This window comes from Methylobacterium sp. P5_C11 (assembly GCF_054049775.1).
Genome location: NZ_JBFULS010000003.1, coordinates 1 through 19,652 on the forward strand (window position 1 = coordinate 1; position 19,652 = coordinate 19,652).

The 19,652-nt window shown below is 67.8% G+C and carries 20 protein-coding genes; 8 read left to right on the plus strand and 12 right to left on the minus strand.

The genetic code is table 11. The features are described from left to right. From ACXJKQ_RS02755 to ACXJKQ_RS02790, 8 genes are all read right to left on the minus strand, one after another. On the minus strand, positions 1-195 hold a 195-nt coding region (locus ACXJKQ_RS02755; RefSeq protein WP_457104247.1), incomplete at its 3' end, for a helix-turn-helix domain-containing protein. A gap of 120 nt (positions 196-315) precedes the next feature. Next, positions 316-1,290: a helix-turn-helix domain-containing protein gene (locus tag ACXJKQ_RS02760; RefSeq protein WP_457104415.1), complete on the minus strand. Its 975-nt coding sequence runs from the start codon at positions 1,288-1,290 to the stop codon at positions 316-318. 935 nt (positions 1,291-2,225) lie between these two features. Continuing rightward, positions 2,226-3,059: an FAS1-like dehydratase domain-containing protein gene (locus ACXJKQ_RS02765; RefSeq protein WP_457104248.1), complete on the minus strand. Its 834-nt coding sequence runs from the start codon at positions 3,057-3,059 to the stop codon at positions 2,226-2,228. Position 3,060: 1 nt separating this feature from the next. Then, positions 3,061-4,209, minus strand: a complete 1,149-nt coding sequence (locus ACXJKQ_RS02770; protein WP_457104249.1) for an acyl-CoA dehydrogenase family protein — start codon at positions 4,207-4,209, stop codon at positions 3,061-3,063. Between the two features lie 11 nt (positions 4,210-4,220). Beyond that, positions 4,221-4,970 carry an SDR family oxidoreductase gene (locus ACXJKQ_RS02775; RefSeq protein WP_457104250.1) on the minus strand — a complete coding sequence of 250 codons (750 nt, stop codon included), beginning with the start codon at positions 4,968-4,970 and terminating at the stop codon, positions 4,221-4,223. Positions 4,971-5,012: 42 nt separating this feature from the next. Continuing rightward, on the minus strand, positions 5,013-6,149 hold the full coding sequence (locus ACXJKQ_RS02780) for a CaiB/BaiF CoA transferase family protein (protein ID WP_457104251.1): 1,137 nt from the start codon (positions 6,147-6,149) through the stop codon (positions 5,013-5,015). Between the two features lie 159 nt (positions 6,150-6,308). Beyond that, on the minus strand, positions 6,309-9,473 hold the full coding sequence (locus ACXJKQ_RS02785) for an efflux RND transporter permease subunit (RefSeq protein ID WP_457104252.1): 3,165 nt from the start codon (positions 9,471-9,473) through the stop codon (positions 6,309-6,311). Between the two features lie 49 nt (positions 9,474-9,522). Beyond that, a complete protein-coding gene (locus ACXJKQ_RS02790; protein WP_457104253.1) occupies positions 9,523-10,779 on the minus strand; it encodes an efflux RND transporter periplasmic adaptor subunit in 1,257 nt (418 codons plus the stop codon). Positions 10,780-10,968: 189 nt separating this feature from the next. Here ACXJKQ_RS02790 and ACXJKQ_RS02795 point away from each other — a divergent pair, with 189 nt between their 5' ends. Both ACXJKQ_RS02795 and ACXJKQ_RS02800 read left to right on the plus strand, forming a co-directional pair. Further along, complete coding sequence (locus ACXJKQ_RS02795; RefSeq protein ID WP_457104254.1) at positions 10,969-11,262, plus strand: HOOK family protein; 294 nt, start codon at positions 10,969-10,971, stop codon at positions 11,260-11,262. 440 nt (positions 11,263-11,702) lie between these two features. Continuing rightward, positions 11,703-11,882 (plus strand): hypothetical protein, encoded by a 180-nt coding sequence (locus tag ACXJKQ_RS02800; RefSeq protein WP_457104255.1) that lies wholly within the window; start codon positions 11,703-11,705, stop codon positions 11,880-11,882. Here ACXJKQ_RS02800 and ACXJKQ_RS02805 read toward each other — a convergent pair whose 3' ends face one another. The 3 genes from ACXJKQ_RS02805 to ACXJKQ_RS02815 are packed head-to-tail and all read right to left on the minus strand — an operon-like array spanning position 11,883 to position 13,847. Next, complete coding sequence (locus ACXJKQ_RS02805; RefSeq protein WP_457104256.1) at positions 11,883-12,035, minus strand: hypothetical protein; 153 nt, start codon at positions 12,033-12,035, stop codon at positions 11,883-11,885. Positions 12,036-12,087: 52 nt separating this feature from the next. Continuing rightward, a complete protein-coding gene (locus ACXJKQ_RS02810) occupies positions 12,088-12,678 on the minus strand; it encodes a cysteine hydrolase family protein (RefSeq protein ID WP_457104257.1) in 591 nt (196 codons plus the stop codon). A 20-nt stretch (positions 12,679-12,698) separates the two neighbouring features. Further along, positions 12,699-13,847 (minus strand): GNAT family N-acetyltransferase, encoded by a 1,149-nt coding sequence (locus ACXJKQ_RS02815; protein ID WP_457104258.1) that lies wholly within the window; start codon positions 13,845-13,847, stop codon positions 12,699-12,701. A 202-nt stretch (positions 13,848-14,049) separates the two neighbouring features. On the opposite strand from ACXJKQ_RS02815, the gene ACXJKQ_RS02820 reads away from it, so the two are divergent. From ACXJKQ_RS02820 to ureG, 6 genes are all read left to right on the plus strand, one after another. Next, a complete protein-coding gene (locus ACXJKQ_RS02820) occupies positions 14,050-15,063 on the plus strand; it encodes a LysR family transcriptional regulator (RefSeq protein WP_457104259.1) in 1,014 nt (337 codons plus the stop codon). A gap of 130 nt (positions 15,064-15,193) precedes the next feature. Then, positions 15,194-15,814 carry an urease subunit gamma gene (locus tag ACXJKQ_RS02825; protein ID WP_457104260.1) on the plus strand — a complete coding sequence of 207 codons (621 nt, stop codon included), beginning with the start codon at positions 15,194-15,196 and terminating at the stop codon, positions 15,812-15,814. A 2-nt stretch (positions 15,815-15,816) separates the two neighbouring features. After that, positions 15,817-17,544 (plus strand): urease subunit alpha, encoded by a 1,728-nt coding sequence (gene ureC, locus ACXJKQ_RS02830; protein ID WP_457104261.1) that lies wholly within the window; start codon positions 15,817-15,819, stop codon positions 17,542-17,544. Between the two features lie 12 nt (positions 17,545-17,556). After that, positions 17,557-18,060, plus strand: a complete 504-nt coding sequence (locus ACXJKQ_RS02835) for an urease accessory protein UreE (protein ID WP_457104262.1) — start codon at positions 17,557-17,559, stop codon at positions 18,058-18,060. Next, on the plus strand, positions 18,023-18,736 hold the full coding sequence (locus ACXJKQ_RS02840; RefSeq protein ID WP_457104263.1) for an urease accessory protein UreF: 714 nt from the start codon (positions 18,023-18,025) through the stop codon (positions 18,734-18,736). The genes ACXJKQ_RS02835 and ACXJKQ_RS02840 overlap by 38 nt, the downstream gene beginning before the upstream one ends. A gap of 9 nt (positions 18,737-18,745) precedes the next feature. Then, positions 18,746-19,363 (plus strand): urease accessory protein UreG, encoded by a 618-nt coding sequence (ureG, locus tag ACXJKQ_RS02845; RefSeq protein ID WP_457104264.1) that lies wholly within the window; start codon positions 18,746-18,748, stop codon positions 19,361-19,363. A 42-nt stretch (positions 19,364-19,405) separates the two neighbouring features. Here ureG and ACXJKQ_RS02850 read toward each other — a convergent pair whose 3' ends face one another. Further along, on the minus strand, positions 19,406-19,636 hold the full coding sequence (locus tag ACXJKQ_RS02850; RefSeq protein WP_457104265.1) for a hypothetical protein: 231 nt from the start codon (positions 19,634-19,636) through the stop codon (positions 19,406-19,408). Between the last annotated feature and the right edge of the window lie 16 nt (positions 19,637-19,652).

Sequence of the window (19,652 nt, forward strand, 5' to 3'; positions counted from 1 at the left end):
GACGATCGTCGCCGCCCGTCGGCTTGGGCCCGTCGGCTTGGGCGCGACGTGGCCTTCCTGCGCGAACCGCTCCGACCAGCGGCTGGCACTCGACACGCTTACACCGAACCGGGCCGCCGCTCGATGGAAGGAGGCGCCCTCGGCCACGGCCGCCACGACACGCTCGCGCAGATCGACAGACAACGGTGAAGGCATCGAGGGCTCCTTCACCACTCAACGCGGCAAACCGCTAACCCGTCGCAACGCGGCCGGGCACGGCTCTAGGACGTCCTTTAGGGCTGATGGAAAGAACCTGAACGTGTCAGGTCCGAACCGTCACACCACATCGCGGGATTCTGCACCGAGGAGAGCTGCGACTCTGTAATCGCGCGGGCTCACGCCATGGTGGTGCTTGAAGCGTCGGGAGAAGTGCGCTTGGCTGGTGAAGCCGTTCTCGTAGGCCAGCATGCCGATAGAGACGTGGACGCAAGCGGGATCCGACAGGCGCGCGCTCGCGGACTCCAGCCGTCGCCGCCAGATCCAATCGGAGATGAGCTGTCCCCGGTCTTGAAACAGCTCCTGGAGCCTGCGCAACGATACGCCGACGGCGGCGGCAAGGCGCGGCGGGTCGAGGTCCGGGTCGCCCAGGTGAGCCTCGACGTACGCCTTGGCACGCTGAATCACGAGGCTGCCCTGAAGCGGCCGAGGAACCTCCCTCGCGAGCCGCTCGGCGATAGTGGCCACGATCAGGTCGGTGCCGACCTGCGCCATGCGGGCTCCGGCTTCGCCGTCGAGGTCGTGATGCACCCGGATCAATTCGTGAAAGAACCGGGTGGTCAGGGCCGTGGAAGCAAGGTCCCTGCCCATCGTCAGGGACGTATAGAACCGGCTCGGCCCGAGCATGGCTTCGAGGCGCTCGCGCGGGATCTCCATGAACAGGGTCTGGCTACCGACGCTCGACTCATGTGTCGCGGGGCGATGGTCGAGGACGACGAACTCCCCGGCCTGCTGCACAGAGGATCGGTCGTCCTGGCTGCGCCTCGCCAAGCCCGCAAGCTTGAAGATCACGACGACCGTTCCCTCCTTCCCGTTGCGGCGGATCAGACCGGGCGTCGCCTCGCTGCGAAGTGCGTCGTGCGAGACCCTGGTGATGAGGAGCGGGCCGACGTTGGCGATCTCCAGTCTTCCGTTGAACGGACCCTCGTCGATGCGTCTCTGCTCAAGGGGAACGCCGCGATCCATCAAGGTCTCGCGCCAGCGCGCATAGCGGAGGCGTGAATCGAAATGATCCGTCGAAAATAGCGTTTTCATCAGAGACAGGTCGAAGCGACGTATCGAGACATTACAGATGTCGATCAGGAACAATTTTCAGCATTTTATCCTTCCCTGAGCTACCTTTGGCGATGACCAAGACAAAAAGTCGTATCCGTGCCTGAAATATCGGCAGAATCTATTGCAAAAAGATTTCAAAAAACCTCCCTTACAATATTAAAATGACATCTATTTGAATTCCTAGAATGATCAATGTCAATAATAACTATCATCCACGCTGCCTTCAGTTTATGACAACAGCATCGATGTGAGCAAGAGTGCGCGACGCGTCTCGATCATCAGTGCGTATGATTTCGCAAATTAAGCATCGGACAATCGATGGCTTCCTCGAAATTACTAGTCGTGCGTATTTTGCCCGCTGAAATGACGATGGATGTGGTGGAAAACTACGTAGATCGTTCGATTATCGCCTGAATGAGTGTCCCCGATACCGATACCGAGAATGCTGCGATGTCCGGTTCAGCGGTCAGCACGCGGTGACGGCAGCCTCGTGGAGGTCGTAAGGCCCTCTGGATACGGAGACTGGCAGCGAATGGCGCTGCATTGCCCCCGTATCCCGATCCCTGATCCGTTCTCGTCACGCCGTTCTCGCCGGCACGGGCCGAAGTCGGTCGCCAGGGCAGATGACCTCCATGCTGGCCGAGGCGGATGATCCGGGCACGACAGCCGCGGCGGTGGCCCGGACCATACGTCCCGACCGATCGGCTGCCCCGGAGGCGGACGCCTGCGCAATCCGCTCCTCGTCGAGCGCTTACCGGCCCACCGCCTTGAGGTGCGCTGCGGAGCAATACGGACAGCGCGGTTCCTTCATGGCGGCGAATCCCCGGGTCGCGTTGCCGCGCTCGCCATGCCGGACTCCCCGACAGGGTCGGGGCGGCATCCGATGCAGATCCTGATCGGACCGCCGACAAACGTTACAGGTCGGCGTGGGCGCGCATGCGGACATGGCCGGCCGCGTCGACAGCCACCCCATCGAACGCTGACCCCGCGATCCGGCCGCACACGCGAAACGTCTGATTCGCGGTCATCGGCGACACGCCGCGATAGCGGAACGTCCGTGGCACGCGTCCGAGCAGCGTGGCGGCGAGGTTCATCAGCAAGCTCGCCTGCATGGGTCCATGCACCACGAGGTCGGCATAGCCTTCGACCTGGGTCGCATAGGGTTGATCATAGTGGAAGCGGTGGCCATTGAAGGTCATCGCCGAGTAGCGGAACAGCAGCGTCGGCGTCGCCGGTACGTCCCAGACGAGGTCGTAGGCTGCCGGATCGTCGCGTTCGGGCGCCGCATTCGTCCCGGACTGCGCCCCCGCCGCCTCGCGATAGACGATGTCCTGCCGTTCGCGCAGCGCGAGGCCGCGGCCGGTCGCGACCGCGTGGTCGACGGTGACAAAGCACAGGCGCCCGCTTCTGCCCGCCTTGAAGGCGATGTCCCGCACCGTTTCGGTCCGCGTCACCGGATCGCCTGCGCGGAGATCGGCCAGCGTCTCGATCTCGCCACCGGCCCACATCCGCCGCGGCAGCGGCACCGGGGGCAGGAAGCCACCCTTTGCGGCATGGCCGTCCGGTCCCAGGGCCTCGGCCGGCGGCGTCTCCGGCGCGAGGCACCAGTGCAGGGCCGGCGGCGCCACCCCGTCTGGGACGGGCGCCAGATGCGGCGCGAAGGTGGCGCGGAACTCGGCCAGCAGGCGCGGTGTGACGAGGTCCGACGCGTCGCGCGTGCGGCCGATCCAGGCGGAGAGATCGGACATGTCAGTACGAGCGCGGCAGGCCGAGGACGTGCTCGGACAGGTAGGCCAGGATCAGGTTCGTGGAGATCGGCGCGACTTGGTAGAGGCGCGTCTCGCGGAACTTGCGCTCGATGTCGTATTCCTCGGCGAAGCCGAAGCCGCCATGGGTCTGGATGCATGCATTGGCCGCCTCGAACGAAGCGTCGGCGGCGAGCATCTTGGCCATGTTGGCTTCGGCGCCGGGGTTTGCGCCGCCCTCGTAGAGCGCCAGCGCCTCCCGGACCATCAACTCGGCCGCGCGCATGTTGGCGTAGGCCTTGGCGATCGGGAACTGTACGCCCTGGTTGGCACCGATCGGCCGGCCGAAGACGGATCGTTCGCCCGCGTAGGCTCTGGCCCTGTCGATGAACCACTTGGCGTCGCCGATGCACTCGGCGGCGATCAGGATCCGCTCGGCGTTCATGCCCGACAGGATGTAGCGGAAGCCCTTCCCTTCCTCCCCGATGAGGTTCTGCACGGGCACCCGGAGATTGTCGAAGAAGACCTCGGTGGTGGCGTGGTTCATCATCGTCCGGATCGGGCGGATCGTGAGCCCGTTGCCCTTCGCCTCGCGCATGTCGACGAGGAGCACCGACAAGCCGTCGGTGCGCTTCATGCCTTCGGCCTTCGGCGTCGTCCGGGCGAGGAGCAGCATCAGGTCCGAATGCTCGGCGCGGCTGGTCCAGATCTTCTGGCCGTTGACGACGTAATGATCGCCCTCCAGGCGCGCCGTGGTCTTCAGGCTGCTCGTATCGGTACCGGAGGTCGGCTCCGTCACGCCGAAGGCCTGGAGCCGCAGGCGCCCCTCCGCGATCGCCGGAAGGTACTCGGCCTTCTGGGCCTCCGATCCGTGCCGGAGCAGCGTGCCCATCGTGTACATCTGCGCGTGGCAGGCGCCTCCGTTGCAGCCCGCCCGCTGCACCTCCTCGAGGATCGCGGCGGCCGCGGAGAGCGGCAGGCCGGAGCCGCCATACGCCTCGGGGATCAGCACCGACAGATAGCCGCTCTCGGTCAGCGCGTTCACGAACTCCGTCGGGTAGGCCATGTCCCGGTCGAGGGCGCGCCAGTACGGTCCCGGAAAGCCCGCGCAAAGCTTGGCGACCGCCTCGCGGATGTCGGTATAGGTCTCCATCGACAGACTCCTCAGGCTGTGCGGCCGCCATCGACGGGGAGATCGACGCCGGTGATGAAGGCCGCCTCGTCGGAGGCGAGGAAAAGGGCGGCCGCGGCGATGTCGCTCGCGTCCGAGAGGCGTCCGAGGGGGATCGTCGCGATGAACCGGTCGCGATTCTCGGGCGTGTCGAGGACGCCCATGAAATGCTCGAGCAGCCCGGTCGCGCCCATGACGGGGCAGAGGGCGTTCACCCGGATCTTCCAGGGCGCGAGTTCGAGGGCGAGGGACTTCGAGGCGAGGCTCGCCGCCCCCTTGGAGGCGTTGTACCACGTCAGCCCCGGCCGCGGCCGCAGCGCCGCCGTCGAGCTGACATTCAGGATGGCGCCGCCGCCCGCGTCGCGCATCAGCGGCGCGACTTCCCGGACGTAGTGGAAGATCGACTTCACGTTCACCCGGAAGACCCGGTCGAATTCCTCCTCGGTCACCTCCATGAGCGGCTTGTTGCGGTGGGTGGTCCCGGCGTTGTTGACGAGGATGTGCGGCACGCCGAAGCGCTGCCGGGTCTCGGCAACGCTGGCGGCGACATCGGCGGCGAGGCCCACATCCGCCGCGATGGCCAGGGCCTGGTCACCGATCTCGGCCGCGACCCGTTCTGCCGCCGCCCGGTCGATGTCCACGCAGGCCACCTGCGCGCCTTCGGCGGCGAAGCGCTGGGCGATCCCGGCCCCGAAGCCGCTGCCGGCGCCCGTCACGAGCGCGATCTTGCCGTCGAGCCTCATCGTCTCCTCCCGGGGTTTGATTCTGCCGCCGTATCTAGGGGCTCAGGTCCGCCGCGCGAACTCCGCCCGGATTTGCTTTCCATGCGCGTCAATCGCCGGCACCGGCCCGAGGGCGCGGGCCTCACCGTCGATCAGAACCGGCGGCGCAACGATGCGGGCGGGGCCTGCGGGCGTCTCCACCTCCGCGCGGATCAGGGCCGGGTGCGTGGCGAGATCCGCCAGGGTGTTGACGAAGCCGTAGGCGGTGCCGGCGGCCTTCAGCCGGGCGGCGGCCGCGTCGCGGCTCAGCCGCACCAGCGCGGCGCCGATCCGCAGATCGACGGCGGCACGGTTGGCCACCCGGGCGTTGTTGGACGCGAACCCCTCGGCCCGAGCGAGGTCCGGCTCGTTCAGTACGCCGGTGCAGAAATTGGCCCATTCGCGCTCGTTCTGGATCGAGATCAGCACGAGGCTGCCATCCGCGGTGGGGAAGGCACCGTAGGGGCAGATCGACGGATGGGCGAGGCCGAGCCGCTGCGGGACCGACCCGGTGCCCTCGAAGTAGAGCAGGGGCACGTTCATCCAGTCGGCGGCGCCGCTGAACAGGCTGACCTCGAGGGCGCAGCCCTGCCCGGAAATCCCGCGGGCGATCAGCGCCTCCAGGACCGCGGCATGGGCGTCCATCCCGCAGGCGACGTCGCAGACGGAGACGCCGACGCGCCCGGGTCCGGCCGGATGGCCGGTGATGCCGGCAAGCCCGCTCTCCGCCTGGACCAAGAGGTCGTAGGCCTTCATGTCGCTGTAGGCGTTGCCGGCGCCGTAGCCGGAGATGTCGACGGTGATCAGGCGCGGGTAGCGCGCGCGCAGCTCAGCCGACCCGAAGCCGGCGCGGGCGGCCGCCCCGGGGGCCAAGTTCTGCACGAACACGTCGGCCTGCGCGAGGATCGCGTGCAGGAGGCTCGCGTCCTCGGGATTCTTGATGTCGGCGACGAGGCTCTCCTTGCCGCGATTGAGCCAGACGAAGTAGCTCGCCAGCCCATTGACCGCCGCATCGTAGCCGCGGGCGAAATCGCCCTCGGGCCGCTCGATCTTGATGACCCGCGCCCCGGCATCGGCCAGCCGCGACGTGCAGTAGGGGGCGGCGACCGCCTGCTCGAGGGCCAGGACGGTCAGTCCTCGCAGCGGCAGGTTCGGGCTCATCCGCGTCCTTCGGTCTCGAGGCGGCCCAGCGGGCCTTCCGCCGGTTGATCTGGGTCGCCACCGAGCCCTGCCAAGCGCAATAGGGTGACACGGGCGCGTGGCCGTCGGCCCCGCGCCGGCCTGTCTCGTCCCCTTTGCAGAGACGCAATCCCTCTCGGCTCACTCCGCCGCGCGCAGTGCGGGCGGTCCGCGGACCTCCTCCACCGGCTCCGGATCGCCGCTTGTGGCGTCCACGGTCTCCGGCTTGTCCCGGAAGGACAGGCGGTGCGCCAGCCGGTCGAGGTAGATGTAGATGACCGGCGTGGTGAAGAGCGTCAGGATCTGGCTGACCGCGAGGCCGCCCACCATGGCGTAGCCCAGGGGCTGACGGATCTCGGACCCGGTGCCCGTGGCGAGCATGAGCGGGATGCCGCCGAGCAGGGCCGCCATGGTGGTCATCAGGATCGGGCGGAAGCGTAGCAGGGCTGCCTTCCGGATTGCCACCTCCGGGCTCAGACCCTCCTCGCGCTCGGCCACGATGGCAAAGTCGACCAGCATGATGCCGTTCTTCTTCACGATGCCGATGAGGAGGATGATGCCGATCAGCGCGATCAGGCTGAAGTCGAACCCCGCCCACATCAGCACCGCCAAAGCCCCGACGCCCGCCGAAGGCAGGGTCGACAGGATCGTGATCGGGTGGATGAAGCTCTCGTAGAGGATGCCGAGGATCAGGTAGACCACGAACAGGGCCGCCAGGATCAGGAGCGGCACCGTCGAGAGCGATTGCTGGAAGGCCTGGGCTGTCCCCTGGAAGCCGCTCACCACGGTCGGCGGCACCTGGATGTCCCGCATCGCTTGGCCGATCGCCTCGGTCGCTTGGCCGAGGGCGACGTCGGAGGCGAGGTTGAAGCTGATCGTCACCGCCGGGAACTGGCCCTGGTGGTTCACGGCGAGCGGCGCCACCGGATCGGTCGTCCAGCGGGCGAAGGCCGCGAGCGGCACCTGGCCGCCGCCGATCGGCGCCTTGATGTAGATCTTGTCGAGGCTGTCGACGCTGCCCTGCAGCGCCGGCAGGACCTCCAGCACGACGTGGTAGCTGTTCAGCTGCGTGAAGTACTGCGCGATCTGGCGCTGGCCGAACGCGTCGTAGAGCGTGTCGTCGATGAGCTGGGGCGTGATGCCGTAGCGCGAGGCGGCGTCGCGGTCGATCGACAGCGTCAGCGTCGTGCCCCGGGTCTGCTGGTCGGTGGCGACGTCGCGCAGCTCCGGCAGGGTCTTCATCTTGTCGAGGATGCGCGGCGCCCAGGCGTTCAGCTCGGCGAGGTCCGGATCCTGGAGCGTGTACTCGAACTGGGTCCGCGAGGTGCGGCCGCCGGTGCGCACGTCCTGGGTCGCCTGGATGAAGGTCCGGATGCCCTCCACGCGCTCCAGCTTCGGGCGCAGGCGGCCGATCACCTGGAAGGCGTTGGCGTCGCGCTCCTCGCGCGGCTTAAGCGTGATGTACATCCGCCCGGAATTGAGCGCCTGGCCGTTGCCGCCGAGCGACATGCCGACGGTCGCGACCGCCGGATCGGCCTGGACGATGGCGCCGACCTTCTCTTGCAGGGTCTTCATCGCCGAGAACGAGATGTCCTGGGACGCCTCGGTGACACCGATCATGAAGCCGGTGTCCTGCTGCGGGAAGAAGCCCTTCGGGATCGCCACGAACAGGTAGCCGGTCAGCGCCAGCGTGGCGAAGAACACCAGCAGCGTGACGCGGCGGAACCGCAGGGCGACGTCGAGGGCGTCGGCGTAGACCGACAGCAGCCAGTCGAACCCGGCCTCGCTCATGCGGTAGAGGCGCCCATGGCGCTCGGCGTCGTGCGGCTTGAGCAGCCGCGACGCCATCATCGGGGTGAGCGTCAATGAGACGAAGGCCGAGACGGCGATCGTCATCGACAGCACGACGGCGAACTCACGGAACAGCCGGCCGATGATCCCGCCCATCAGAAGAAGCGGGATCAGCACGGCGATCAGCGACACGGAGATCGAAACGATGGTGAAGCCGATCTCGCCCGCGCCCTTGAAGGCGGCCTCCATCGGCCGCATGCCTTCCTCGACGTAACGGCTGATGTTCTCCAGCACCACGATGGCGTCGTCGACCACGAAGCCGACCGAGATGGTCAGGGCCATCAGCGAGAGGTTGTCGAGGGTGTAGCCCGCCATCCACATCAGCGCGCAGGCGCCGAGCAGCGCCAACGGCACGGTCACGCTCGGGATCACGGTCGCCCAGAAGCTGCGCAGGAAGATGAAGATCACCCCGACGACCAGGGCGATCGTCAGGAGCAGGGTGAACTGGACGTCCTCCACCGAGGCGCGGATGGTCTGCGTCCGGTCGCTCAGGATGCCGACCTTGATGGCGGCCGGAAGCGTGGCGGTGAGGCGCGGCAGCTGGGCCTTGATGCTGTCCACCGTGTCGATGACGTTCGCGCCGGGCTGCTTGAACACCACAAGGAAGATGCCGCGCTTGCCGTTGGTCCAGCCCGCCTGCTTGGTGTCCTCCGGGCCGGCGACCGCGCGGCCGATGTCGCGCACGCGGAGCGGCGCGCCGTCCCGATAGGCGACGATGACGTCATCCCAGTTCTTCGCCGCGGTCAGCTGGTCGTTGGCGTAGATGGTGTAGCTGTGGCTGCCACCGTCGATGCTGCCCTTCGGGTTGTTCACGGTGGTGAGCGTGAGTTGCGCGCGCACGTCCTCCAGGGACAGACCCTTCGCGACGAGCTTGGCCGGATCGATCTGGACGCGCACGGCCGGCTTCTGCTGGCCGCCGATGAAAACCTGGGCGACGCCCGAGATCTGGCTGATCCGCTGGGCGAGTTGCACGTCGACCGCATCGTCCACGTCGATCAGCGGCATGCTGTCGGACGTGGCCGAGAGCAGGAGGATCGGCGAGTCGGCCGGATTGACCTTGCGATAGGTCGGCGGGGTCGGCAGATTCTTCGGCAGTTGTCCGCTGGCGGCGTTGATCGCCGCCTGGATGTCGCTCGCCGCACCGTCGATGTTGCGGTTGAGGTCGAACTGCACGGTGACCGTCGAGATCCCGAGGGAACTCGTCGAGGTCATCTGCGACACGCCCGGGATCTGCGAGAATTGTCGCTCGAGGGGCTGGGCCACCGAGGAGGCCATCGTCTCCGGGCTCGCGCCGGGGAGCTGCGCGGTCACCTGGATCGTCGGGAAGTCGACCTGCGGCAGCGGCGCGACGCCCAGCAGCGGATAGGCCACGACCCCGAGGAACAGGATGCCGACCATGATCAGCGTGGTCGCCACCGGAAACCGGATGAACGGCGCGGAGATGCCGCCCTTCACCGTCCAGCCTCGCGCGGAACCGCTCGCGTCACCGCCGCTTCGCTCACCCTCACCGGACTGTCTCCGCCTGCGCGGTGTGGGCGGCATGCGGGTCACCCACGAGGCTGCCGTCCTGAACCTTGTACTGGCCTGCGACGATCACCCGCTCGCCGGGCTGCAGATCCCCGCTGAGGATCCGGGTCCGCCCGGAATCGGAGCGTCCCGCCTTCAGCGCGCGCTGATGGGCGCGGTTTCCATCATCCACCGAGAAGACGAACAGACCCTCGGGACCGTGCTGGATGGCATTGTCGGGAACCGTCATGGCGACGGCGACCGTTCCGACCCGCATCTTGGTGGAGACCGACAGGCCCGGCCACAGGGCGTGGTCCTTGTTTTCGTAGACCGCCTTGAGGCGGATCGTGCCGGTCGCCGCATCGACTTGGTTGTTGAATAGGGCAAGCTTGCCGTCCGCGAGCTTCGTCAGCCCGTCCGAACTCCAGGCTTCCACCGGCACGTCGCCGTGATGCAGGGCTGCGGCGATCGCGGGCAGTTGATCCTCCGGCGCCGTGAACACGACGAAGATCGGCTCGACCTGCGTGATCGTCACGATCGGGGTCTGGCCCGCGGCGTTGACGATGTTGCCGATATCGACCTGCCGGAAGCCCGTGACTCCGTCGATCGGCGCCCGCACCGTCGCGTAGCCGAGCTGGGTCGTCGCGTTGTCGATCGCAGCCTGATCGGAGGCGACCTGCGCGGTGAGCTGGGCGACCAGGGCGGTCTGCGTCTCGGTCTGCTGGCGGGACGCGTAGGCGCCCAGGCCGGTATAGCGGACGAGATCCGCCTTGGCGTTGCCGAGATTGGCGGTGTCCTGCTCCTTCTTGGCCTTCGCCTGATCGAGGGCGGCCTGGTAGGGCCGCGGATCGATCTGCACCAGCACGTCGCCCTTATGGACGGTCTGGCCCTCCCGGAACGCGACCTTCTGAATCTCGCCGTCGACGCGCGTGCGGACCTGGACGGTGTTGTAGGCCTGCACGGTGCCGAGTCCGTTCGAGACCAGCGCGAACGGCCCCTGTTCCACGCTGCCGAGGGTGACGGGCACGGGCTGCGGCGCGGCCGCCCTGGACTTCACGGCGGGCTGGTTCAGTCGCGTATAGCCGTAGGCGCCGCCGCCGGCAGCCGCGAGCAGCAGCAGGAGGAGGAGTCCGGCCGCGCGGGAGCGCTTCGGCGCCGGTACCGTCGCGGTTCGATGGCCCGAAGCAGCGCTCCGATCCACGCCACTCTCGTCCGATCGCGACTCGTCGCGATCGTGAACGTCCCCACTCAACATGAGCCGATATCCGCCCGTTGGTTCGACCGATCCGAGCACCCGGATAATTTTGCATTCAATAGCATGCAATCCGCCCGCCGGACATCGTAGCGATTTGCCGGGCGTGCCGATCCTGCGCGGCCCGAAGGCGTGCAACCGCCATCCACACAGGTTAGCGTCGGCCAGTCCGGCGCCCCGCGCGGACGGTCAGTGCCGCGCGCGGCGGTACGCGGTGTCCGCCGGGGCTGCGTCAACGAAAAGGGACCAGAACGGCGCATGGCCTCGACTCCGGAACTGGACGGCCTGAACGAGCTGCGCGATGCCCTGATCGAGGAGCGACAGATCATCGTCGCGTCGGTCCGCAAGCTGCGCGACGCGCGCCGGCAGAAGGGCACCTTCGTGCTGGGCGAYGGGGCCGAAGCAGGACCGCGGCTGGTCGCCGTGCAGGAGCAGATCGAGGTGGTGGAATCCATCATCGCCGCGCTGACGCACTCTCAGGCTTGACGCGCCGGGAAGTTGGATCTCGCACGAGACCGCACCAGCGAAGCCTGCCCGCCGGGATTGCCATAGTTCGGTGTCCGGGATGTTTCTGAGACATTCGCCTGCCTCTCGAAACTCCGGAGAATGCTTATTTCGATAATTCAGAAATTATCGACGGCGAATGATGTTGATATAGCGACCGATATATAAATCATATCCGTATTCGAAACTGATATCGTCTTGTTGATATTTTCATAGACCGCTGGCGTCGGTCCACGCTCAAGGCTGCGCTGCGGCCAAGCCGGTCAAAGCAGGGCGGCAGCGTCCTCGTTCAAGAGCCGGCAACTGTTTCGTCAAAGCATGACGATCGGGACGGATTGTACGGGATCTGCACAACTTTCGGGCTGGACCGGCGCGAGAAAGGTCTGTTAGCGCACCACAATTCAGGGCGCGGGACTTCGAACATGGACGCCTTCGATCATAGCGACACGGCGCGCGATGCCGACGTGACCGTCGGCACGCATCGCGAAACCGAGCTTCTGGCCCTCTGGCGCGCACTCGACGCGGACAGGAGCGCCCGCGACGAGCGGACCGCCCGCTTGCGCGCCATGCGCTTGATCGGTGGCGACGACGGGACGGACTGATCAATCGTCCGTGCCGTCGTCCGACAGTCGGCTCGCCAGCGCAAATCCCACGGCCATGGCCATCGCCTCGGCTTGCGCGATCAACTTCGGTTCGCCCGCGTCGCGCGCCGCCTGAAGCAGTGCGATCGCGTGCCGGCCGAGGCGAACGTCCACATCGGTGTCGCCGACAGGATGGGGATCGGGAAGTGGCCGGTCCTGGCCTCGGTTAGTCATTGACGTGCCTCGGTTTCGAAGCGGTGCGCATCGCCTTGAACGGCGTTGAGGCCGCGATCCAGGATTGCGTGTCGGCGACGTCGCCGAAGACGCGCATGACGGCACTCACCGAACGGTGGATCTCGTCGGCACCGATCCCGTCCAGACCGTGGCTCGCCGAAGCGTCGGACAGGAACGTGACCTCCTGACCGCGATGGAAACCGTCCACCGCCGTCGCGAGGCAGGACGATTCCCCGGCAAAGCCCGCGATGACCAGCGGCGGGCATCCCCGCTCCATAGCGTCGGCGAAGGCGGGGCTGGCGTAGCAGGACGGCCGGTCCCGGTCGAAGATCATGTCGCAGCCATGCGGCTCGAAGCCTTCGATCCACCGCGCGAAGCGGCTGCCCGCCTGGAACAGGGGCGCACCGACCCAACGGACATAGGCCACCGGCATGCCGCTCCCGCGGGCATGGTCGAGCGCCCGCCGGCAATTGCGCAGGGCCGGCGCGATCCCCGACAGGGCGAGGGGCCGCCCCGCGATCTCGTATTCCTGCTGCATGTCGACCAGGACCAGAACCGGGACGCTGCGGGGCCGGCGATACAACGCAGGGTTGATCGCCCGTGTCATTGCGCGGCGGCCTTTCGATCGACGGAGGGACGGGTCACGGCGCGGCCGCGCGACCTGTCGAGGGCGCCCGCCCGGTGCCAGCGGCCCTCGGGGCGGATGATGATGTAGGGGTCGACCCCGAGGCCGATGGCCTGCGGATGCGGCTCCGCCTCCATCAGCATCTCGACGTAGTCGAAATCCGAGAACACCAGCTCCTGGGCGCCGTCGAAGACGCGGAAGCCGAAGCGGCTCCAGAAGCCGACCAGACGCTTCTGGGCGTGGCCGTAAAGCCGGCGATAGCCCTTCACCCGCGCCAGTTCGATCCCGGCACGGACCAACGTGAAAGCCATGCGCGTGTTGCGGAATTCGGCCCGGACCGCCAAGCGCTCGATCTTGGCGAAATCGGCGAAGAACCGGATGCGCAGGCAGCCCGCCGGCTCGTCCCCGACATAGCCGATCAGGTGCGTCGCCGAGAGGTCGTTGCCGTCGAACTCCTCCTCGTAGGGGCAGGCCTGCTCCGCCATGTAGACGGCCGCGCGCAGTGCGATGACGCGGGACAGATCCTCCAGGCTCCGGGCGACCGCGACGCTGGTGCCGGTCCCGCCAGGCCTGTGGCTGTCATACGAAGGCGACGGTTCGGCCTTCGGATCGCGGGCGAAGTGATACAGTCCCCCGCGCGCGGTGCCCTGCGCCGCGAAGCCGAGCGCCCTCAGGAGATCCGCGCCCTCGGGGGTGGCCGCACGGGCGTAGAAATCCACGCCGCGATAGGTCGGGCTCGACAGCCGGTCGAACACGAGGCCGACGCCACCGGACAGCCGTCGCCGCGCGTAGACGGCCCAGACGTAGATCCCGGCCGGACGTTCGTGCTGCCCGGCCAGCATTTCCGTCGGCGGATCCGTCGCGTCGAGCGTTCCCTTCTTGAGCGCGGCCAGACCGTCGGCGTTCAGCATCAGGCAGGCGACGAAGCCTTCGCCCCGCGGGTCGGCGGCATCGAACCTGTGGCGCTGGGCGATCGCCAGGACGCTGTCGGGATTGACCGACATCACCCGCTGGACGGTGCGGACCGAGGCGAGATCCGGCAGGTCGACCCGGGCGGCCTCGATCAGGCGCGCCAGATCGTCCGGCGTCGGCATGAAGGTGACGAGATGACGAGCGACGCGGTCCACGCGCAGCGCGCTCGGTTCATGCGGTGGGGCCAAAGAGACTGAGTCTGTACCGAACTGATCAGCATCCCTCGCAACGAACTGTGCGCGAGCCATGTGCAGCGTCATCGGATGACCTGTCATTCGGTGGCGGATTGACGGTCCTGCACTTCGCATCTAGCGCTGCGGTTGTATGTGCAAAATTTGGAACAGGGGCGTTCCGCATATGGAACAGCGGGAGGCGGGCCGGGAGCTGATGCCCGACTGGGAGAGCATCCGGGTCTTCCTGACGCTCCAGCGCTCCGGCAGCTTCCGGTCGGCGGCTGCCAAGCTCGGCCTGTCGGTGAATTCGGTTCGCCGGCGGATCGGTGACCTCGAGGCTCTGATCGGTGCGCCGCTGCTCACCCGCCACGTGGACGGTATCCGTCTGACCGCCGAAGGCCACGTGATCCTCAAGGCCGCGACCCGCATGGAATCGGCGGCCTTCAGCTTGGTCCGCTCGGGGGACGTCGCGCCCTTCGCCGAGTCGGGCGAGGTCCGGATCGCCGTGACGGAGGGGCTCGGCGCCTTCTGGCTGGCCCCGCGGCTCGTAGAGTTCCAGAAGGCTAACCCGCGTCTCACGGTCGACCTCCGCTGCGCGATGGAATCCGCCGATGTCCTGCGCATGGAAGCCGACGTCGCCATCCAGCTCACGCGGCCGACCAGCCCGGACCTGCGGTTGGTCAAGCTCGGCCGAATCCACATGATGCCCTACGCCGCGCGGAGCTACGAGGAGACCTACGGACTCCCGAGCCGCCCGGACGATCTCGAGCGCCACAGGATCGTGGTCCAGGACGGCGGCCAGACCATGCGGCTCGAAGACTATGCGAGAACGGTCCCCGGCTTTCCCGCAACGGTTCCGATCACGCTGAAGGTGAACGTCAGCAGCGCCTATTACTGGGCGATCGCAAAGGGCGCCGGCATCGGCCTGCTTCCGACCTACGCCAGCGCCATCGGAGCCCAGGTGGTCCCGGTGGACAATCTCGGCCGATTCAGCGTCGACATCTGGCTGACCTATCACCCGGATGCGGAGCGGATCGGCCGCGTCCGGCGAACGATCGATTGGCTGCGGTCTTCCTTCGATCCGAAGCGCTACCCGTGGTTCCGGGACGAGTTCATCCATCCCCGCGATCTGCCGGCCACCATCAAGGGAGCGCCCCTGCCCGACCTGTTCGCCGGGTTCATCGCCATGACCTCCTGACACCATGACCTCCTGACGCAGCGACCGGCGACCGCGACCCGCGATGGTCCGCGTCCTGCAGGGCGCGCTGTCCCTTGACCGCGCCGCGCGCATGATCCTTGCTCCGGCCGCCGCGACGACGAGGTTGCCCGTGCTGCTGACGCCCCGAGAGAAGGACAAGCTGCTGATCGCCATGGCGGCGCAGGTGGCGCGCAATCGCCTCGCTCGCGGCGTGAAGCTCAACCATCCGGAAGCGGTGGCGCTGATCACCGATTTCGTGGTCGAGGGCGCCCGGGACGGGCGCTCTGTGGCGGACTTGATGCAGGCCGGCGCCACCGTCCTCACAGCCGACCAGGTGATGGAGGGCGTGCCCGAGATGATCCACGACATCCAGGTCGAGGCGACCTTCCCGGACGGCACGAAGCTCGTCACCGTCCACCACCCGATCCGCGGTGCGGCCTCGGCCGATGTTCCCGGCGCGGTGACGACAGGCCCGGGCGAGATCGTCTTCAACGTCGGCGCGGAGCGGACCGTGATCGAGGTCGCCAACACGGGTGACCGGCCGATCCAGGTCGGCTCGCACTATCATTTCTACGAGGTGAATCCGGGCCTTGTCTTCGCGCGCGAGCAGGCCCGCGGCAAGCGGCTCGACATCGCGCCGGGCACCGCCGTGCGCTTCGAGCCAGGCTCGACGCGGGAGGTGGCGCTGGTGCCGCTCTCCGGCGGACGCACGGTCTACGGGTTCCGCGGCGACGTGATGGGCAAGCTCTGACCATGGCCAACACCCCGAAGCCCGCGAGCCTCTCCCGGTCGGCCTATGCCGACATGTTCGGGCCGACCGTCGGGGACCGCATCCGCCTCGCCGATACCAGCCTGGAGATCACGGTCGAGCGCGACTTCACCACCTACGGCGAGGAAGTGAAGTTCGGCGGCGGCAAGGTGATCCGTGACGGCATGGGCCAGAGCCAGGTCACGAACGCAGCCGGCGCCGTCGACACGGTGATCACCAACGCCGTGGTGCTCGACCATTGGGGCATCGTGAAATGCGATGTCGGCATCGTCCGCGGCCGGATCTTCAAACTCGGCAAGGCCGGAAACCCGGACGTGCAGCCCGGCGTCGACATCGTGGTCGGACCGGGCACGGAGGTGATCGCCGGCGAGGGCAAGATCCTGACGGCCGGCGGCTTCGACAGCCATATCCACTTCATCTGCCCCCAGCAGATCGAGGAGGCGCTGTGCTCCGGCGTCACCACGATGCTCGGCGGCGGCACCGGACCGGCACACGGCACCTTCGCCACCACCTGCACCCCCGGCCCCTGGCACATCGCCCGGATGATCGAGGCGGCGGACGCGTTCCCGATGAACCTCGCCTTCGCGGGCAAGGGCAACGCGTCCCGACCCGAGAGCCTCGTCGAGATGGTGCGGGCCGGCGCCTGCGCGCTCAAGCTCCACGAGGATTGGGGCACCACGCCCGCGGCGATCGACACGTGCCTGTCGGTGGCGGACGCCCACGACATCCAGGTCATGATCCACACCGACACGCTCAACGAATCGGGCTTCGTCGAGGACACGATCGCGGCCTTCAAGGGCCGGACGATCCATGCCTTCCACACCGAGGGCGCCGGGGGCGGCCACGCCCCCGACATCATCAAGGTGGCCGGGCTGCCGAACGTTCTGCCGTCCTCGACGAATCCGACACGGCCCTACACGAAAAACACCATCGACGAGCATCTCGACATGCTCATGGTCTGCCATCACCTCGACCCGTCGATCCCCGAGGATCTCGCCTTCGCGGAGAGCCGGATCCGGCGCGAGACCATCGCGGCCGAGGATATCCTGCACGATATCGGTGCGCTCTCGATGATGTCCTCGGACAGCCAGGCCATGGGCCGGGTCGGCGAGGTCGTGATCCGCACGTGGCAGACCGCCGACAAGATGAAGCGCCAGCGGGGCGCCCTGCCGGGGGACGCGTCCGGCACCGACAACCTGCGGGCGCGCCGTTACGTCGCCAAGTACACGATCAACCCGGCCATCGCGCACGGCATCGCGAAGCACATCGGCTCTGTCGAGCCGGGCAAGCTCGCCGACCTCGTGCTTTGGACTCCGGCCTTCTTTGGGGTGAAGCCCGATCTCGTGCTGAAGGGCGGCAGCATCGCGGCCGCGCCGATGGGCGACCCGAATGCCTCGATTCCGACGCCGCAGCCGGTGCATTACCGGCCGATGTTCGGCGCCTATGGACGGGCACCCTTCGCAACCGCCCTCACCTTCGTCTCCAAGGCCGCGGTCGAAGACGGCCTGCGGGAGCGGCTCGGCGTCCAGAAGGAGCTGGTCGCGGTGGAGAACGTGCGCGGCGGCATCTCGAAGAAGAGCATGATCCTCAACGACGCCACGCCGGTGATCGAGGTCGATCCCGAGACCTACGACGTGCGCGCCGACGGCGAGCTGCTGGTCTGCGAGCCCGCCGAGGTGCTGCCCATGGCGCAGCGCTACTTCCTGTTCTGAGCGCAGAGACCGATGATCCGCGCCACCCGCATCCTCCGCCGCGACGCCCTCTCGGGCGGCGAGATCGTCGATCGCGTCGTCCTCGATCACGGTGACCGCCATCGCCGCCGCGTCGCCATGCGGGGCGCTGGGGGGCTGGGCTTCCTGCTCGACCTTCCGGCGCCGACCGTGCTGGAAGACGGCGATGCCCTGATCCTGCAGGACGGCCGCCTCGTCTGGGTCGAGGCGGCGCCGGAGCGCCTTCTCGAGATCCGGGCCTCGAGCGATCACGCCCTCAAGCGCCTGATCTGGCATATCGGCAACCGGCACATCCCGGCCGAGATCGGCCCGGAGGCCGTCTGGATCGCGTACGATCACGTTCTGGCCGAGATGGTGCGGGGGCTCGGCGGCACGGCCGAGCCGGTGGAGCGCCCCTTCCGGCCCGAGGGCGGGGCGTATTCCGGCAGCCATGGACACGACCACGCGCACGATCACGCGCATGACGGCCATCGCCCTCACCACCATGCCGCCGGCTGACGCCCTGGAGGCGCTCCGCCTGATGGCATGGCTGTCGCCGGGCTATCCAGTCGGCGCCTACGCGTACTCGCACGGACTCGAATGGGCCGTGGAGGCGGGTGATGTGCGCGACGAGGCGAGCCTGACGGATTGGCTCACGGATGTCTGCGTGCGCGGCGCCCTGCGCAACGACCTTATCCTGGCGGCCCACGCGCATCGGGCGGCGCTGTCACCGAAGACCGACGCGATCATCGATCTCAACGACCTCGCCCTGGCTCTGGCCCCCTCGCGCGAACTGCACCTGGAGACGAGCCAGCAGGGTCGGAGCTTCCTCGACGCGACCCGTGGCGCGTGGCCCTGCGCCGCCCTCGCCGCGCTGACGGAGCACCTGCCGGGTCCGGTCGCCTATCCGGTCGCAGTCGGCCTCGCGGCCGGCGCCCACCGCATGGCGCCGGAGCCCTTGCTCGCCGCCTACGGCCTCGCCTTCCTGCAGAACCTCGTTTCGGCGGCCCTCCGGGCGGCACCCGTGGGCCAGGCCGCCGGCACGCGGGTCGTCGCCGCCCTCACCCCGTGCCTTGTTGGGCTCGCCGTGGCGGCGGGCGAAGCGGAACTCGATGACCTCGGTGCCGCCACCTTCCGCCTGGATCTCGGCTCTTTCCGCCACGAGACCCAGTATTCCCGCATCTTCCGATCCTGAGCTCGCAGCATGACCTCCACGAACGGCCCTCTCCGCGTCGGTATCGGCGGACCTGTCGGTTCCGGCAAGACTGCCCTGATGGAGCAGCTCTGCAAGCGCTTCCGCGACCGCTACGAGATCTGCGCCATCACCAACGACATCTACACGAAGGAGGACGCGCGCATCCTCACGGTCGCGGGCGCCCTGCCGGAGGACCGCATCCTCGGGGTCGAGACGGGTGGCTGCCCGCATACCGCGATCCGCGAGGATGCCTCGATCAACCTCGCCGCCGTGGCCGAGATGAACCGGCGCTTTCCGAAGCTCGACCTCGTGCTGATCGAATCCGGCGGCGACAATCTCGCGGCGACGTTCTCGCCGGAACTCGCCGATCTCACGCTCTACGTCATCGACGTCGCCGGGGGCGAGAAGATCCCCCGCAAGGGCGGTCCGGGCATCACACGGTCCGACCTGCTGATCGTCAACAAGACCGACCTCGCCCCGCTGGTCGGCGCGGACCTGTCGGTGATGGAATTCGATACGCAGCGGATGCGCGGCACGCGTCCCTACGTTTTCGCGTCCCTGCGCGAGGGTATCGGCGCGGACGCGGTCGCGCGCTTCGTGGAGGAGATGGGCGGCTTGGGCCGTTGAGCCAACGAGCCGGTCGAACCCAGCGGCGCGTCACCTTTTTTCCTAGCGCCCGGCCTCGGCGGACCGCGCGCGGACCGACCGCGCCGTCGGTAAACCCATGAGTGCATCGAGGCGGCTCATCCGCGCATCGAAATCATTCATGACGCTCTGGCGCGCCTTGATCGCAGCGTTGTGCTGCACTTCGGGCGGGGTGTGACGGGCACGGGCCTCGGCCTCGACCGCAGAGACTGCGAGGAGCGCGGCCAGCGTCGCGATCGTGAGAGTGCGGGTCATGTCGTGAGATCCCTCG